The following is a 15352-nucleotide window of genomic DNA, read 5'->3' as shown; positions in this document are numbered from 1 at the left end:
AGAGTGGGCGGCGACGATGCTGGTGGACGGTTTCCCCAGTCTATCGAAACGATACGAACGTGTCACGGGTAATGTGTGTCACGGCCGGTTCGAGTCGGGTGCGGCGACCGGCCGTGAGCCCACCCGAGCCGGTCCCGCCCGCCCGGCCCCGCCCACCAGGCGATGTCAGACACCCGGAGCACACTGGGGGCATGTGCGGAAGGTTCGCGTCGTTCAGGGACGCCCAGGATCTGGCCGACGAGTTCGCGGTCGCCGAGCTCGCCGAGGACGCGCGGCTGCTGGCGCCGTCGTGGAACGTCGCGCCGACCGACCCGGTCAGGATCGTGGTCGAGCGAGCGGCGCGGGCCACCGGCGAGATCACCCGGTCGATGCGCGTCGCCCGCTGGGGCCTCGTCCCCTCCTGGGCCAAGGACCCGGGCGTCGGCGCGCGCATGATCAACGCCCGCAGCGAGTCCCTGCTCGACAAGCCGGCGTTCGCCAAGCCCCTCGCGGCCCGGCGCTGCCTCGTGGTCGCGGACGGGTACTACGAGTGGAGACGGCTGCCCGACGTCGGCCGCGGGGTGAAGCAGGCCTACTGGATCCATCCGGCCGCGGGGCGCACGGCCGCGTTCGCGGGCCTCTACGAGTTCTGGCGCGACCGTACGAGGGCCGACGACGATCCGGCCCGCTGGCTCGTCACGACCACGGTGATCACCCGGGCCGCGGCCGGCGCGATGGAGCGCGTCCACGACCGCACCCCGGTGGTGCTGCCCCCGGACGCCTGGGACCGCTGGCTCGATCCGGGCGTCGGCGCCCAGGAGGCCGGTGACCTCTTGCGCGGGCCCGGCACGCCGCTGTCCACCACCCCGGTGGGCGCCGCCGTCGGCTCGGTCCGCAACGACGGGCCCGGCCTGATCGAACCGGAGCGGGATCCCCGCGACCCGGATCCCGTGCTCTTGTGACCCGGCTCCTCTGACGGGACTCCCACGGCCGGACCCCCGGTTCCCGCGACCGACCGCGCGTGGTGCTCCCCCGGTGGCACGGAAAAGCCGGGGCGCGCGCCCACCCCGCCGCAGTACTCTCGCGACGTGACCACACCCTCCGACACGCGAACCCCGACCGCCGTCGACGCCGTCGCCGACGCGCACGTGCAGCGACTGATCGAACACAGCCCGATGACCGCCACCGAGATGGGCCTGCCCGGGCACGACCACCTCATGGACGCGCTGGACCCGGCCTACCACGACGCGGCCGCCGCGCTGAACCGCGCCACGCTCGACGCGCTCGACGCCGTGGACCCCGTGGACGACGTCGACCACGTGACCCTCGCGGCCATGCGCGAGCGCCTCGGCCTGGAGCTCGAGCTGCACGATGCCGGCGAGGACGTCGCCGACCTGAACAACATCGCCTCGCCGGTGCAGTACCTCCGGGACATCTTCGACATGATGCCGACCGGGTCGGTCGAGGCGTGGGAGAACATCTCCGGTCGCCTGGACGCCCTGCCGGCGGCCGTCGACGGCTACACCGAGTCCCTCCGCCTCGCGGCCTCCCGCGGCGACGTCGCCGCGATCCGCCAGGTCCGCGAGTGCGTCAAGCAGGCTCGGGAGCTGGCGGGCGACGAGTCGTTCTTCTCCTCGTTCGTGCGTGGCAAGGAGGCGGAGTCGGTGCTCGACGGCTCGTCGTCGTGCAGCCTGCTGCGCCGTGATCTGGAGACGAACGCCGCCGGGGCCCGGGAGGCGTACGCGCGTCTCGCGGACTTCCTCGAGTCCGAGCTCGCTCCCCGGGCCCCCGAGACCGACGCCGTGGGCCGGGACCGCTACGCGCTGTTCAGCCGGACCTTCCTCGGCGCCGCGGTCGATCTGGAGGAGACCTACGAGTGGGGCGTCGAGGAACTCGCCCGTGTCGTGGCCGAGCAGGAGGCGGTGGCCCGCGAGATCGCAGGTCCGGACGCGACCGTCGAGGACGCGGTGCGTGTGCTCGACGAGGACCCGGCCCGGAAGCTCGCCGGTCCCGAAGCGCTCAAGGCCTGGATGCAGGAGACGTCGGACGCCGCGATCCGCGACCTGAACGGCACGCACTTCGACATCCCCGAACCGGTGCTGAACCTGGAGTGCCTGATCGCGCCCACGCAGACCGGTGGGATCTACTACACCCCGCCGAGCGACGACTTCTCGCGGCCCGGGCGCATGTGGTGGTCCGTGCCGCAGGGCGTCACCGAGTTCAACACGTGGCGCGAGAAGACGACCGTCTACCACGAGGGCGTCCCCGGCCACCACCTGCAGTGCTCGCAGGCGGTCCACGCGCGGAACACGCTCAACTCGTGGCGCCGGCTCGCGTGCTGGGTCTCCGGGCATGGCGAGGGCTGGGCGCTGTACGCGGAGCGCCTGATGGCCGATCTCGGCTACCTGGACGATCCCGGCGACCGGCTCGGCATGCTCGACGGCCAGCGCCTGCGTGCGGCCCGCGTCGTCTTCGACATCGGCATGCACCTGGGCCTCAAGGCACCCGCGGCCTGGGGCGGGAAGACCTGGGACGCCGGCACGGCGTGGGAGTTCCTGAAGGCGAACGTGAACATGCCCGAGGAGTTCGTCCGCTTCGAGTACCACCGCTACCTGGGATGGCCGGGGCAGGCGCCATCGTACAAGGTGGGCCAGCGGCTGTGGGAGCAGACGCGGGACGAGGCGAAGGAGGCCGCGGCCGCGAGGGGTGAGGAGTTCGACGCGAAGGCGTTCCACGCCCGCGCGCTGAACCTGGGTTCGGTCGGCCTGGACGTGCTTCGTGAGGCACTCGCCTGAGTTGCTGATATGGAGGAACGTCCCGAGGCGGGTGCGCCCACCTGCGCACCCGCCCCTACCCGAACCGCGGCGCGTGCCGTACCGTCAGGGAAAGGGGCCTGCGACGACGCCGGTCCCGGCGAGCGGCGACGGAGGTGCTTCCCATGCGAGTGACAGAGGCATTGCGACGTAAGGGCGTCTCGGTGGTCACCATCTCCGGTGACCGGAGCGTGCGTGAGCTGCTCGCCCTGCTGGCGGAGCACCGGATCGGCGCCGTCGTGGTGTCCGACGACGGCGCCCGCGTGGACGGCATCGTCAGCGAGCGCGACGTCGTCCGCAGGCTGCACACGGAGGGGGACGGCGTCCTGGACGGCACGGTCGCGCAGATCATGACGGCCGAGGTGCACACGTGCGGCCCCGAGGCCACGCTCGACGAGCTGATGCCCCTGATGACGGAGCACCGCGTCCGGCACGTCCCCGTGCTCGTGGACGACCGGCTGGCCGGGATCGTGAGCATCGGCGACGTCGTCAAGCACCGGATCGCGGAGGTGCAGGCCGAGCGTGACCAGCTGACGGACTACATCACCGGCGGGCGCATGCCCGTCTGAGCGGCCCGGGCGGCGGCGGAGAGGTCCACCAGGAACGCCGCGTCCTTGCGCACCTGCTCGGGGACGCTCGGCGCCCACCAACTGTCCGGCACCGCCTTGACCTCGACGTTCACGCCGCGCCGGCCGAGGATCGAGGTGAGCAGCACGGTCGACGTCGTCGGCAGGCTGAGCACGCGCTGGCCCTCGTGCATGCCGGACAGCCGCAGTTCCAGCACCGCGCCGGGGTCGGCGATGGTCACGCCGGGGGTGGTCCGCAGGATGCGCTGGACGAGGGGCTCGTCGCGCCGGTACGGCACGTAGAGCAGCGGCCCCTCCGCGGCCAGGGACAGCACCCACGACAGGTAGCTGTCCGTGTCCACGAATCCCGCGCCCACCAGGCCGGAGCCCACCACGACGGTCGGCTCGTCGGGCGCCGCCTGCAGGGGCTGGGAGCTGAACCAGGCGAACTCGTCGGGCACCACGCGCACGCCGGCCTCCGACAGGCGGCCGAGCGCGTCGCCGGGCAGCGGCAAGGCGGTGAACAGGGTGAGCCCGTCCCGGCGCGCCAGGGAACGCAGCCGGTCCGCCGTGGCACGGCCCAACGCGCGGCGCGCCGCGCCGGAACGCACGCCGGAGCGCACGAACGCCCCGGTCGGCGAGGTGAGGATGCGGTCGAGGTCGAGGGCCGCCAGCCCGTCGTCGACCAGCGTGATCGAGTCGACGGGGCGCGTCAGGAGGGCGGTCTGCACGACGCCCGAGAACGCCTCCCCGACGATCCGGTTCCGGTTCAGCGACCACATGGCGTTCCGGACCGGTCGCACGTCCATGGTCAGGCCGGGCGGCAGGGCGGCCCGGGCGAGCGCGTCGCGCGCCTGGGCGAGCGTGGGGACGTCGTCGCGCACGTGCACGCGCGTGGTCTCCCCGCCGAGTCCCGCGGCATGCGCCTCGATCGTGCACAGCAGTTGCAGCGGCGACTCGACCAGCGCGCCGACGACGCGCGCCCGTGCGCTCACGAGCGCAGGCTCCAGCGCCAGGCGTCGGCGTTGTGGCGGCCCGACCGGCCGCCGAAGTTCTTCGCGGTGGCGGCGCCGTTGCCGCGCAGCACGCGCGACCGGTTGGTCCACTCGTCGATGGGGGCGGCGTCCTCCGGTTCCACGGCGGCCGTGACGGCCGCGAGGCCCGCCACGAGAGCGGCGACCTCGACGTCGTCGGGCCGCCCGCGCACGACCCGTACCTGCGGGTGCGAGCTCATCGTTCGTCCTCCCTGAAGTCGTCGGTGTGGTCGTCCCCGCCGGAGCCGGGGTGGTCGTCGGTGTCGTCGAACGCGTCCTCGTCGAGCGAACCGTCGTCGAAACCGGCCGGCGCGCCCCGCGACGAGATCCACTCGAGCACCTCGTACCCGCCGTCGGCCAGCCGTTCGGCGATCTCCTCGCCCGTGGCGTCGACCAGGCTGAGCACGCCGTCCAGCGAGGCGTCGTTCCCCCGCGCGGCGACCAGGAAGCTCAGGTAGAACGGCTCCGCGCGCCGCTCGACGCCGGGCTGCTCCGGGCCGGACGCGTCCGCGCCCGGCTCCCAGATGGAGGTGGTGAGGTCCGGGTGCATGCCGAGGGCGCCGTGCAGGGTGTCGAAGAGGTCGGCGTTCCGCTGCCCCACCTTCTCCTCGAGCGCGTGCACGCGCGGGTCCTCGTCGGCCTCGGCGGCGCCGAACTCCGCGCGCACGCCGACCGCCGTGCGGACGTAGTCGTGCAGGGTCGCGGCGAGCGCGTCCACCGCGCGGTGCAGCGGTTCAGGATCCACGGGACCCAGCGGTGCCGGGCCGTGCGTGGCGTCCTCATGGCTCATGTGGGGTTCCTCCGGTGGGGCCGGCCGGGGACGGGGCCGTGAGAGGTCAAGCGTAGTGCGCCCGACTGTGTGCCCCCTTCACAGAGGAATGTTGCCGTGCTTCTTCGGCGGCAGGCTCGCACGCTTGGTACGCAGCGCCCGCAGCGCCCGGACCACCTGGACACGCGTCTCCGACGGGCGGATCACCGCGTCCACGTACCCGCGCTCGGCCGCGTCCCACGGGTTGACGATGGCCTCCTCGTACTCGGCCGTGAGCCGCGCGCGCTCCGCCTCGACGTCGCCGCCGTCGTCGGCGACCTTCTTGAGCGCCCCTCGCTGCAGGATGTTCACGGCGCCGCTCGCGCCCATGACCGCGATCTGCGCGGTGGGCCAGGCCAGGTTGATGTCCGCGCCGAGCTGCTTGGAGCCCATCACGATGTACGCGCCGCCGTACGCCTTCCGGGTGATGACCGTGACCAACGGGACGGTCGCCTCGGCGTACGCGTAGATCAGCTTCGCGCCGCGGCGGATGATCCCCTGGTGCTCCTGTCCCACGCCCGGCAGGAAGCCCGGCACGTCGACGAACGTCAGCACGGGGATGTTGAACGCGTCGCACGTGCGCACGAACCGCGCGGCCTTCTCCGCGGCGTCGATGTCCAGCGTGCCCGCCATCGACAGCGGCTGGTTGGCGACGATGCCCACCGCCTGCCCCTCCACGTGCCCGAAGCCCGTCAGCACGTTGGCCGCGAACATCGGCTGGACCTCCAGGAACGACTCCGGGTCCAGCACCGCCTCGACGGCGTCGCGCATGTCGTAGGGCTGGTTGTCGGAGTCGGGGACGAGTCGGTCCAGCGCCTCGTCGTCGGCGGTGACCTCGAGCGGGGTGTCCTCGGCCGGGAACGCCGGGGCGTCGCTCAGGTTGTTCTGCGGCAGGTAGGAAAGCAGATGCCGGACGTAGTCGAGCGCGTCGTCCTCGTCGTGCGCCATGTAGTGAGCCACGCCCGACGTCGCGTTGTGCGTGCGCGCCCCGCCCAGCGTCTCGAAGTCGACGTCCTCGCCGGTCACCGAGCGGATCACGTCCGGCCCGGTGATGAACATGTTCGACGTGCCGTCCGCCATGACGATGAAGTCGGTCAGCGCGGGGGAGTACACCGCGCCGCCGGCGCTGGGCCCGAGGATGAGCGAGATCTGCGGGATCACGCCCGACGCCGCCACGTTGCGCCGGAACATCTCCGCGAACTGCGTCAGGGCCGCCACGCCCTCCTGGATGCGCGCGCCACCGCCGTCGCTGATCCCGATGATCGGCACGCCCGTGCGCAGCGCGAGGTCCTGCACCTTGGTGATCTTCTCGCCGTGCACCTCGCCCAGGCTGCCGCCGAACACGGTGAAGTCCTGCGCGTAGATGCAGACCTGACGGCCGTCGATCGTGCCGTACCCGGTCACGACGCCGTCGCCCGGGATGCGCTTCTTGTCGAGGCCGAAGTTGCGACTGCGGTGCGTGGCGAGCGCGTCGAGCTCGACGAAGCTGCCCTCGTCGAGCAGCTCGGCGATGCGCTCGCGCGCCGTCTTCTTGTCGCGCTTGTGCTGCTTGGCCTGCGCGGTCACCTCGGGATCGGTGACCGCGGCGGCGCGGCGGGCCTCGAGGTCGTCGAGCTTGGCCTGGGTGCCCGCGGGGGCGGCGGTCGTGGCGTCGTTCACGAGGCGAGCCTAGTTGGAAGATTCGGCCAACTCGATGGCAACGTCGTCAGCGTGGGGGTGGTGGGGCTTGTGCGGTTCCTACAGGGCGCGGTTCTCCCACCGCGGCACGCGGGACGGCCTCGGGAAAGGCAGGATGGAGGTCATGCGCGCACCGCTTCGCCCCGACGAGCTCCACCTGCCCGGATTCCACCGCATCGAGGTGGTCGACGAGTCCGGGTCCACCAACACCGAGCTCGTCGCCGCCGTGCGGGCCGACCCGGGCGCCTGGCCCGCGCCGTCGGCCCTCGTCGCCGAGCACCAGACCGCCGGTCGCGGCCGCGCCGGCCGCTCCTGGGCGTCACCGCCGCACGCCTCCCTCATCGTGTCGACGCTGCTGCGCCCGGCTGTCCCGGCCGAGCGCCTCGGCTGGCTCCCGCTGCTGGCCGGGACCGCGGTCGTCCGCGCGGTCTCCGCGGACGACGGCGGCGGGCCCGACGACGGCGCCTGGGGCCTCGCGGTCAAGTGGCCCAACGACGTGCTGGTGCGGGCCGACTCCCCCGTCACCGGACTGGGCGGGTACCGCAAGGTGGCGGGGATCCTGGCCGAGGTCGTCCCCGAGATCGTCCCCGCGGGCGGAGCGGGAGAGCCCGCGGCGGTCGTGCTCGGCATCGGCCTCAACGTGTCGCAGACCGCCGCCGAGCTGCCCGTGGAGACCGCCTCCTCGCTGGCGCTGGCCGGGTACGGGGACCTCGACCGGACCGCGCTGCTGGCCGCGCTCCTGCGTGAGGTGGCGGTCGTCGTCGACCGGTGGGAGGCGGCGGGAGGCGACCCGGTGACGTCGGGGCTGGCCGACGAGTGCGCGCGCGTGTCCGCGACCCTCGGCACCCGTGTCCGCGCGGAGCTGGCCGGCGACGCGGGCGTCGTCGAGGGCGAGGCCGTGCGGCTGGACGCGACGGGCGCCCTCGTGATCCGTACCGCAGCCGGGCAGGAGCGCGTGGTCTCCGCGGGGGACGTCCATCATCTGAGGTGACTCGCCCGAACCAGGTCCTGGATCGAGCCCCGCGCAGGTCGAGCCCGGCCCAGGTCGGGCCACGGCGAGGTCGGGCCACGGCGTGGGCCAGGCAACGGCACAGGCCGGGCCACGGCGTGGTGCGGCCGGTTCGAGCGACCCGAATAGGCTGGTGCCCGTGCTCGAGAACCAACCCGACCGCGCCGAGGGCGCCCAGGCGCCGGGCGACCCGTCCGGTCCGGACGCCTCCGCCGGTCCGTCCGGACCGGAACACACCCCTTCCCACGCGTTCGGCTCGGACACCGCGACGCGCCTCGACGAGGAGATCCTGGGCGGGCCACGGCAGTACACGTTCTCGGAGATCGTCGAGCGGACGGGCCTGGACCGGAAGAAGATCGAGGACTTCTGGCGGTGGATGGGCCTGCCCGTGACCCACCCGACCGACCCGTGGTTCACGGCGTCGGACGTCTCGGCGCTGCGCGAGATCGACGAGGTCTTCGAGACGCAGGAGATGGACGACCGGGCGCGGATGGCCTTCGTCCGCGCGATGGGCCACACCACCGAGCGCCTCGCCCTGTGGCAGGTCGAGGCTCTCGTGGAGCACCTGGCCCGGCGGTACGACCTGGACGAGACCTCGGCCCGGCTGCTCGCCCTGGACCGTCTTCCCGACCTCGCCGAGGTCCTCGGGCACCAGCTCGAGCACGCCTGGCGCCGCCAGCTCGCGGCACTGACGGGCCGGATGGCGATCGAGTTCGCGGGCGCGCGCGACGAGACGGACCACGACGCCCACCAGCTCCCGCTCCCGCGGGCCGTGGGGTTCGCCGACATCGTCTCCTTCACGAAGCGGACGGCGGGCCTGGAGTCGGCGGAGCTGGCCGACTTCGTGCAGCGCTTCGAGGCCGGCGCCCGCGACATCATCACGAACTGCGGCGGCCGTGTCGTCAAGACGATCGGCGACGCCATCCTCTTCGTGGCCGACGACGCCGCGACGGGCGCCGAGGTCGCACTCAACCTCGCCGAGGCGACCGGCGAGTCGCTCGGCACGGCCCAGCCGGACGAGCCCGAGATCCCGGTGCGCGTGGGGTTCGTGTGGGGGCGCGTCCTGTCGCGGTTCGGCGACGTGTTCGGCCCGTCGGTGAACCTGGCGTCGCGGCTCACCGACCAGGCGGAGCCGTCCACCGTGCTGGTGGACAAGCCGACCGCGGACATCCTCGCGGCGGCGTCGTCCCAGTACGCGCTGACGCGGCAGCCGGTCCGGGAGGTTCCCGGGATCGGTCCGCTGGCGCCGGTCCGCCTCCAGCGCGCCTACACGGGCTGAGACCGGCGCGTCCGGCGGAGCCGGTCAGCGGCCGCGAATCAGCGGCCGGGCATCGCGCCCGACAGCAGGCGGAGCTGGGCCGCGCGTTCGGCGGCGAACGTGCGGCGCGGGCCCTGCCCCCAGGTGCGGTTCAGCAGGCGTTTCGCGGCGCGGACCGCCTCGGGCCGGTGCCCGGCGATCGTCTCCGCGAGCGCCCGGGCGTCGGCCAACGGGTCCGGGGACGCCGAGCCCGCCAGGCCGAACCGGACGGCATCCGTCCCCGAGAACTCCTCGGCGGTGAGGGTGAGGCGGGTGGCCGTCTCGAGCCCGGTCAGCTCCGAGAGCGCCTGGATGCCTGACATGTCTGGTACGAGGCCGCGGGCGACCTCCATGACGCACCAGCGGGCGTCCGGCGTGGTGATCCGCAGGTCGGCGCCCAGGGCCAGCTGCAGGGCGCCGCCGAGGACGTGTCCGTGCACGGCCGCGATCACCGGGACGGGCAGGCGGCGCCACGCCCGGCACGCCTCCTGGAAGCGGTTGGTGCCGCGCCACGTCGGCACGAACGCCCGGGCGACCCCGGCGGGGTTCCGCGCCGCGGCCGCGAGGTCGAGTCCCGCGCCGAACGACCGCCCCTCGCCGGAGAGCACCACGGCGCGCAGGCCGGGAGCGCGTCGCAGGCGCCGTGCCGTGGCCGCGAGGTCGGCGAGCATGTCGAGGGTGAGCGCGTTCAGCTTGTCGGGTCGATCAAGGCGGACGTGCGCGACGGCGTCGTCGTCCACGGTGCAGGCGATGTGCGACATGGCCGAAGCGTACGTCCCGGGCGGGAGGGCGCACGGGCCGGTGGAGCCTCTATCCTGGCGCCCGTGCTCCGACTCGTGCTCGCCTCCCGTTCCCCCGCCCGGCTCGCCACGCTCCGCTCGGCCGGGGTGGAACCGATCGTGCGGGTCTCCGGCGTGGACGAGGACGCGGTCCTCGCCGCGGCCCGGAGCCGCACCGAGCGTCTCGGGCCCGACGACGCCGTGCTGCTGCTCGCCCAGGCGAAGGCGGAGGACGTCGCGCGCCGGCTCGGCGACGCCGGTTCCGACGACGGTTCCGATGCGGCGGCCGCGGCTGGCACCCTCGTCGTCGGCTGCGACTCCATGCTGGAGATCGACGGCGAGGTGGTGGGCAAACCCGCGAGTCCGGACGTGGCCCGGGAGCGCTGGCGTGCGATGCGCGGCGGCAAGGGGGTCCTGCACTCGGGCCACTGGCTGGTCGACCTGCGCAGCGAGGACGAGGGGGGCACCGGCGCCACGATCGGCGCCGCGAGTTCCACCACGGTCTGGTTCGGCCGGCTGGACGACGACGAGATCGATGCGTACGTGGCCACCGGCGAGCCGCTGGAGGTCGCGGGCGCGTTCACGATCGACGGCCTGGGCGGGCCGTACGTCGACCGGGTGGAGGGCGACCACCACGGCGTCGTCGGCATCAGCCTGCCTCTGCTGCGCGCCCTCCTGCGCGACATCGGCGTCCCCTGGCACACGCTTCGCGCCGCCTGAGCCGCCGAGCACCCCACCGCAGGTCCACGGCCGGCGGGCACCGCGAGGGCCGCCCGTGCGCATCGCGAGGGGCCGACGGTGGTCGTTGCGGAATCCGACAGCGAGGCCCGGCGAGCGGGCGGCCCGGGCCCTCCGATACGGTCACGCATGGTGGATTCCTCCAAACGCGCTCCGGGCTCGTTGGCGGACCTTCCACACGTCCGACGACGCTCGCTCGCGTTACCGTGAGCCGTGCCCAGTTCTCGTATGCCCAGCGCCAGCATCTCCAAGGTGCTCATCGCCAACCGCGGTGAGATCGCCGTCCGCGTCGCCCGTGCGTGCGCCGACGCGGGGATCGCGTCCGTGGCGGTGTACGCGGACCCGGACCGGGACGCGTTGCACGTGCACCTCGCCGACGAAGCGTTCTCGCTCGGGGGCGCGACGGCCGCCGAGACCTATCTCGACATCGCGAAGCTGATCGACGTCGCTCGCCGCTCCGGTGCCGACGCCGTCCACCCCGGCTACGGGTTCCTGTCGGAGAACGCCGAGTTCGCCCAGGCCGTGATGGACGCGGGGCTCGTCTGGATCGGCCCGCCACCGTCGGCCATCGAGTCCCTCGGCGACAAGGTGAGCGCGCGCCACATCGCGCAACGCGCGGGCGCTCCGCTCGTTCCGGGGACTCCCGATCCGGTGGCGGACGCCGCCGAGGTGCGCGCCTTCGCGGAGGAGCACGGCCTGCCGATCGCCATCAAGGCGGCGTTCGGCGGCGGTGGCCGCGGCCTGAAGGTCGCCCGCACGCACGACGAGATCGAGGAGCTGTTCGACTCCGCCGTGCGCGAGGCCACGGCGGCGTTCGGCCGGGGCGAGTGCTTCGTGGAGCGCTACCTGGACAAGCCGCGGCACGTGGAGACGCAGTGTCTCGCGGACGCGCACGGCAACGTGGTCGTGGTCTCGACACGCGACTGCTCGCTGCAGCGGCGGCACCAGAAACTCGTCGAGGAGGCGCCCGCGCCGTTCCTGAGCTCCGCGCAGACCGCGGCGCTCTACGAGGCGTCGGAGGCGATCCTGCGCGAGGCGGGCTACGTCGGTGCGGGAACGTGCGAGTTCCTCGTGGGCGCCGACGGCACGATCTCGTTCCTCGAGGTCAACACCCGCCTGCAGGTGGAGCACCCGGTGACCGAGGAGGTCACGGGCATCGACCTGGTCCGCGAGCAGTTCCGCATCGCCGCGGGCGAGAAGCTCGGCTACGGCGCACCGGAGGTGCGCGGGCACTCCTTCGAGTTCCGGATCAACGGCGAGGACCCGGCGGCGGGCTTCATGCCGGCACCGGGACGGCTGGACAGGATCGTCTGGCCGTCCGGCCCGGGCGTGCGCGTCGACACCGGCGTCGTCGAGGGTGACGCCGTCTCGGGCAACTTCGACTCGATGGTCGCCAAGCTGATCGTCACCGGCGCGACCCGCGCGCAGGCGGTGGAGCGGGCGCGTCGCGCCCTGCGCGAGCTGCGCATCGAGGGCATTCCCACCGTCGTCCCGTTCCACCGCGCGGTGCTGGAGGCGCCGGCGTTCGTGCCGGAGCTCGCGTCGGGCGGCGAACCGGCGGACCGCACGTTCGCCGTGCACACCCGCTGGATCGAGACCGAGTTCGCCGACACGGTCAAGCGGCTCGGCCCCGCCCCCGCTGCGGCCCCCGCACCGGAGGCCGGACCGGAGGAGCTCGCCGAGCGCGTCGTGGTGGAGGTCGGCGGACGCCGCCTGGAGGTCGTGCTCCCGGTCGGCCTGGGCGTGGCCGCGGGCAAGGCACGGTCGGCGAACGCCGCGCGGCGACCCGGCCGGCGTTCCGGCGGGACGAAGTCCGCCGCGACGGGCAACACGCTCGCCTCCCCGATGCAGGGCACCATCGTCAAGGTGGCCGTCGCCGAGGGCGATCAGGTGGCCGAGGGCGACCTCGTGGTCGTGCTGGAGGCCATGAAGATGGAGCAGCCGCTGGTGGCGCACCGCTCCGGAACGGTGGCGTCCCTGGTCGCGGAGCCCGGTGCGGGAGTCACGGCGGGCGCCGCGATCTGCGAGATCGTCGACTGACCCACGAGCCGCAGGTCACCGGTTGATAACTAAACCGGCCAAGCCCTCTCAAAATTCACCCATTTGGCAAATGGCTCATCATCCGACCATATAAAGTCACCGCGTGACACACGTTCTCACCCTTACCCCAGAAGAAGCGATCGCCCTGGTCCGCCCGCGCCCGACGCTGCCGTCGTTCGTGACGGACCTCGCCTGCGACAACGACACCGTCTCGCTGACCGCGGACCTGCGCCGCCTCGTGCACGCGCCGATGCCGGTCAAGCTCGCCGCGCGGGCCGTGCCCACCATGCACGGTTCGGCGCGGATCGTCTCGGTGGCCGACAACGTCGCAGTGCTCGCGGTCGACGCGGACGCGGCCGGCCTTCCCGCGACGAAGCTGCTGCCGCTCGCGTCCGGGACCGTGGCCAAGATGGCGCGCAAGAAGGGCCTGCCCGAGGGGACGGTCGAGGTCCGCAAGGACGCGACCATCGCCCTGAACATGCAGGCGCTGCTCGCGGACCGGTTCTCCTCGGTCACCGGGCTGACGTTCTCCGGCGGCAAGGTCGTGGTCACCGGAACTCCCGCCTGACCTGGTCTTCAGCACCCGGCCGGGTCCGCTAGTGTTTGCCCGTGACTGAAGCACTCACTCTCACGCCCGAAGAGGCCATCGCCCTTGTCCGCCCCGGTTCCGGTCTGCCGTCGTTCATCAGCGACGTGAAGGTCGACGACGGCACCGCGTCCGCGCACGCCGACCTCCGCCGTCTCGTCGACGCTCCCGCCGCCGTCAAGGCCGCAGCCAAGGTGGTCCCGACACTGAACGCGTCGGCCGAGGTCAAGGACGTGACCGACGGCGTCGCGACGTTCGACCTGAAGGCCGACGCCGCAGGCCTGCCGGTCAGCAAGCTGCTCGGCCTGGCGCAGCCGGTCGTCAAGGGCCTGCTCAAGGAGAAGGGCCTGCCGACCGACGTCGTCTCGCTGGGCGCCGGCACGTTCTCGATCAACCTCGCCACGGTCCTCGCGGACCGCGTCAAGGAGGTCACGGGCATCCGCCTGGCGGACGGCAAGGTCGTCATCGAGGGCACCCCGGCCTGACGGTCTCCTCGGGCTCCGCTTCTGGGGTTCCAACCCCTGCCGGGGCGGTACGTCGCACGACGACGTACCGCCCCGGCGGCGTTTCCGTCAGCGCTCCTGGACGCGGGCGTCGAGGACGCGCGCCGCCTCCGCCGTCGTGCCGCTCAGGGACGGGTAGATCGTGAACGACGCCGCGACGTCGTCGACCGTGAGCCGATGCTGGACGGCGAGCGTGATCGGGAAGATGTGCTCGCCCGCGCGCGGCGCGACGACCACGCCGCCCAGCACGACCCCCGCCTCCGGGTGGGCGAACAACTTCACGAAGCCGTCGCGGATACCGAGCATCTTCGCCCGCGGGTTGCGGGCCAGCGGGAGCGTCGTGGTGATGTACCGCGACCCCTGCTGCTTCAGCGCGTCCTCGCTGTACCCGACGGTGGCGATCTCCGGCGCGGTGAAGATGTTGGAGGCGACCGTGCCCAGCCGCAGCGGCGCGACGGCGTCGCCCAGGGCGTGCTGCATGGCGATCCGGCCCTGCATCGCGGCCACGGAGGCCAGCGGGAGCACGCCGGTGCAGTCGCCCGCGGCGTAGACGCCGCGCACGGACGTACGGGAGACCTTGTCGACCTCGATGTGGCCGTGCCCGGTCAGCGTGACCCCGGCCTCCTCCAGCCCCATACCCACGGTGTTCGGGACGCCGCCCACCGCGATGAGCACGTGCGACCCGTGCACCACGCGGCCGTCCGACAGCGTCACGGCGACGCCGTCGTCGGTGCGTTCGGCGGCTTCCGCCCGCGTGCGGGACAGGACCGTCATGCCGCGCGAGCGGAACACGCCCTCCAGCAGCTCGGCCGCGTCCTCATCCTCGCCCGGCAGTACGCGGTCGCGTGAGGACACCAGCACGACGTCGGCCCCGAGCGCGTTGTAGGCACCGGCGAACTCCGCGCCCGTGACGCCGGAGCCCACCACGACGAGCTTCTCCGGCAGCTCGGTGAGGTTGTACATCTGCGTCCAGGTGAGGATGCGCTCGCCGTCGGGCACCGCCGTGGGAAGGGTGCGCGGCGTGGCGCCGGTGGCCACCAGGATCGTGTCGGCGTCCAGGACGCGCCCCTCGTCGGCGGGGTCCGCCGCCGACTCGACGACGACGCGCGACGTCGATTCCAGGCGCCCCGAACCGCCCACGATCTCGATGCCCTCGCGCTCCAGCCGGCCCCGGATGTCGGCGCTCTGCGCACGTGCCAGCTCGAGCACGCGCTTGTTGACGGCCTTGAGGTCGACGGACAGGTCGCGCTTCGCGGCGTCGTCGGTCAGGCGGATACCCAGCTCCGGGGCGCGCTCGGCGATCGTCATCCACTCCGCCGTCGCGATGAGGGTCTTGGAGGGGACGACGTCGGTCAGCACCGCCGCACCGCCCAGGCCCTGCCGTTCGACGACGGTCACGCGGGCCCCCAGACTCCGGGCGACGAGCGCGGCCTCGTAACCGCCGGGGCCGCCCCCGAGGACGACGACGTGGGTGGGGATGTGGGCGGGATCGGACGTGGTCACGGCAGGGGAGCTCACGGGGC

Annotated in this window: 15 protein-coding genes; 9 read left to right on the top strand and 6 right to left on the bottom strand. The window is 73.2% G+C overall.

The window, feature by feature from the left end; all coding sequences use genetic code 11:
* The first annotated feature begins 191 nt into the window (after positions 1 to 191).
* From IIE03_RS15755 to IIE03_RS15745, 3 genes are all read left to right on the top strand, one after another.
* The gene (locus tag IIE03_RS15755) at positions 192 to 941 is read left to right on the top strand and encodes an SOS response-associated peptidase (RefSeq protein WP_192863704.1); all 750 of its coding nucleotides are present in this window, start codon (positions 192 to 194) and stop codon (positions 939 to 941) included.
* Between the two features lie 126 nt (positions 942 to 1067).
* A complete protein-coding gene (locus IIE03_RS15750) occupies positions 1068 to 2774 on the top strand; it encodes a DUF885 domain-containing protein (RefSeq protein ID WP_318843016.1) in 1707 nt (568 codons plus the stop codon).
* Between the two features lie 143 nt (positions 2775 to 2917).
* Positions 2918 to 3361 (top strand): CBS domain-containing protein, encoded by a 444-nt coding sequence (locus tag IIE03_RS15745; protein ID WP_192863703.1) that lies wholly within the window; start codon positions 2918 to 2920, stop codon positions 3359 to 3361.
* Here the strand turns inward: IIE03_RS15745 and IIE03_RS15740 are convergent.
* The 4 genes from IIE03_RS15740 to IIE03_RS15725 all read right to left on the bottom strand — a co-directional run bounded on the left by IIE03_RS15740 (position 3331) and on the right by IIE03_RS15725 (position 6859).
* A complete protein-coding gene (locus IIE03_RS15740) occupies positions 3331 to 4353 on the bottom strand; it encodes a hypothetical protein (protein WP_192863702.1) in 1023 nt (340 codons plus the stop codon). The genes IIE03_RS15745 and IIE03_RS15740 overlap by 31 nt on opposite strands.
* On the bottom strand, positions 4350 to 4592 hold the full coding sequence (locus IIE03_RS15735) for an acyl-CoA carboxylase epsilon subunit (RefSeq protein ID WP_192863701.1): 243 nt from the start codon (positions 4590 to 4592) through the stop codon (positions 4350 to 4352). Before IIE03_RS15735 ends, IIE03_RS15740 begins: the two co-directional genes overlap by 4 nt.
* A complete protein-coding gene (locus tag IIE03_RS15730) occupies positions 4589 to 5182 on the bottom strand; it encodes a hypothetical protein (protein WP_225997838.1) in 594 nt (197 codons plus the stop codon). The genes IIE03_RS15735 and IIE03_RS15730 overlap by 4 nt, the downstream gene beginning before the upstream one ends.
* A 78-nt stretch (positions 5183 to 5260) precedes the next feature.
* Positions 5261 to 6859, bottom strand: a complete 1599-nt coding sequence (locus tag IIE03_RS15725) for an acyl-CoA carboxylase subunit beta (protein ID WP_192863700.1) — start codon at positions 6857 to 6859, stop codon at positions 5261 to 5263.
* Between the two features lie 142 nt (positions 6860 to 7001).
* Between IIE03_RS15725 and IIE03_RS15720 the strand changes: the two genes are divergently transcribed.
* Entirely contained in the window at positions 7002 to 7868 is an 867-nt protein-coding gene (locus tag IIE03_RS15720; RefSeq protein ID WP_192863699.1) for a biotin--[acetyl-CoA-carboxylase] ligase, read from the top strand.
* Between the two features lie 157 nt (positions 7869 to 8025).
* On the top strand, positions 8026 to 9165 hold the full coding sequence (locus IIE03_RS15715) for an adenylate/guanylate cyclase domain-containing protein (RefSeq protein ID WP_192863698.1): 1140 nt from the start codon (positions 8026 to 8028) through the stop codon (positions 9163 to 9165).
* 38 nt (positions 9166 to 9203) lie between these two features.
* Here IIE03_RS15715 and IIE03_RS15710 read toward each other — a convergent pair whose 3' ends face one another.
* On the bottom strand, positions 9204 to 9944 hold the full coding sequence (locus tag IIE03_RS15710) for a crotonase/enoyl-CoA hydratase family protein (protein WP_192863697.1): 741 nt from the start codon (positions 9942 to 9944) through the stop codon (positions 9204 to 9206).
* Between the two features lie 63 nt (positions 9945 to 10007).
* On the opposite strand from IIE03_RS15710, the gene IIE03_RS15705 reads away from it, so the two are divergent.
* The 4 genes from IIE03_RS15705 (at position 10008) to IIE03_RS15690 (ending at position 13811) form a co-directional block, all read left to right on the top strand.
* Positions 10008 to 10682: a Maf family protein gene (locus IIE03_RS15705; protein ID WP_192863696.1), complete on the top strand. Its 675-nt coding sequence runs from the start codon at positions 10008 to 10010 to the stop codon at positions 10680 to 10682.
* A gap of 246 nt (positions 10683 to 10928) precedes the next feature.
* Complete coding sequence (locus IIE03_RS15700; protein WP_192863695.1) at positions 10929 to 12740, top strand: acetyl/propionyl/methylcrotonyl-CoA carboxylase subunit alpha; 1812 nt, start codon at positions 10929 to 10931, stop codon at positions 12738 to 12740.
* 103 nt (positions 12741 to 12843) lie between these two features.
* The gene (locus tag IIE03_RS15695; RefSeq protein ID WP_192863694.1) at positions 12844 to 13308 is read left to right on the top strand and encodes a hypothetical protein; all 465 of its coding nucleotides are present in this window, start codon (positions 12844 to 12846) and stop codon (positions 13306 to 13308) included.
* 41 nt (positions 13309 to 13349) lie between these two features.
* Positions 13350 to 13811: a hypothetical protein gene (locus IIE03_RS15690; protein ID WP_192863693.1), complete on the top strand. Its 462-nt coding sequence runs from the start codon at positions 13350 to 13352 to the stop codon at positions 13809 to 13811.
* Between the two features lie 87 nt (positions 13812 to 13898).
* Here the strand turns inward: IIE03_RS15690 and IIE03_RS15685 are convergent, their stop codons facing one another.
* Positions 13899 to 15347, bottom strand: a complete 1449-nt coding sequence (locus IIE03_RS15685) for an NAD(P)H-quinone dehydrogenase (RefSeq protein ID WP_318843015.1) — start codon at positions 15345 to 15347, stop codon at positions 13899 to 13901.
* Between the last annotated feature and the right edge of the window lie 5 nt (positions 15348 to 15352).

Origin of the sequence: Myceligenerans pegani (assembly GCF_014892515.1) — a bacterium.
GTDB lineage: Bacteria > Actinomycetota > Actinomycetes > Actinomycetales > Cellulomonadaceae > Myceligenerans > Myceligenerans pegani.
Note: the sequence above shows the minus strand (reverse complement) of the source record. Positions and strands in the feature narration are given on the sequence as shown.

What these genes read in the sequence shown, in the direction of transcription:
- IIE03_RS15710 (WP_192863697.1), bottom strand. Translation starts at nt 9,944, where the DNA reads ATGTCGCACATCGCCTGCACCGTGGACGACGACGCCGTCGCGCACGTC.
- IIE03_RS15735 (WP_192863701.1), bottom strand. Translation starts at nt 4,592, where the DNA reads ATGAGCTCGCACCCGCAGGTACGGGTCGTGCGCGGGCGGCCCGACGAC.
- IIE03_RS15730 (WP_225997838.1), bottom strand. Translation starts at nt 5,182, where the DNA reads ATGAGCCATGAGGACGCCACGCACGGCCCGGCACCGCTGGGTCCCGTG.
- IIE03_RS15720 (WP_192863699.1), top strand. Translation starts at nt 7,002, where the DNA reads ATGCGCGCACCGCTTCGCCCCGACGAGCTCCACCTGCCCGGATTCCAC.
- IIE03_RS15745 (WP_192863703.1), top strand. Translation starts at nt 2,918, where the DNA reads ATGCGAGTGACAGAGGCATTGCGACGTAAGGGCGTCTCGGTGGTCACC.
- IIE03_RS15700 (WP_192863695.1), top strand. Translation starts at nt 10,929, where the DNA reads ATGCCCAGCGCCAGCATCTCCAAGGTGCTCATCGCCAACCGCGGTGAG.
- IIE03_RS15755 (WP_192863704.1), top strand. Translation starts at nt 192, where the DNA reads ATGTGCGGAAGGTTCGCGTCGTTCAGGGACGCCCAGGATCTGGCCGAC.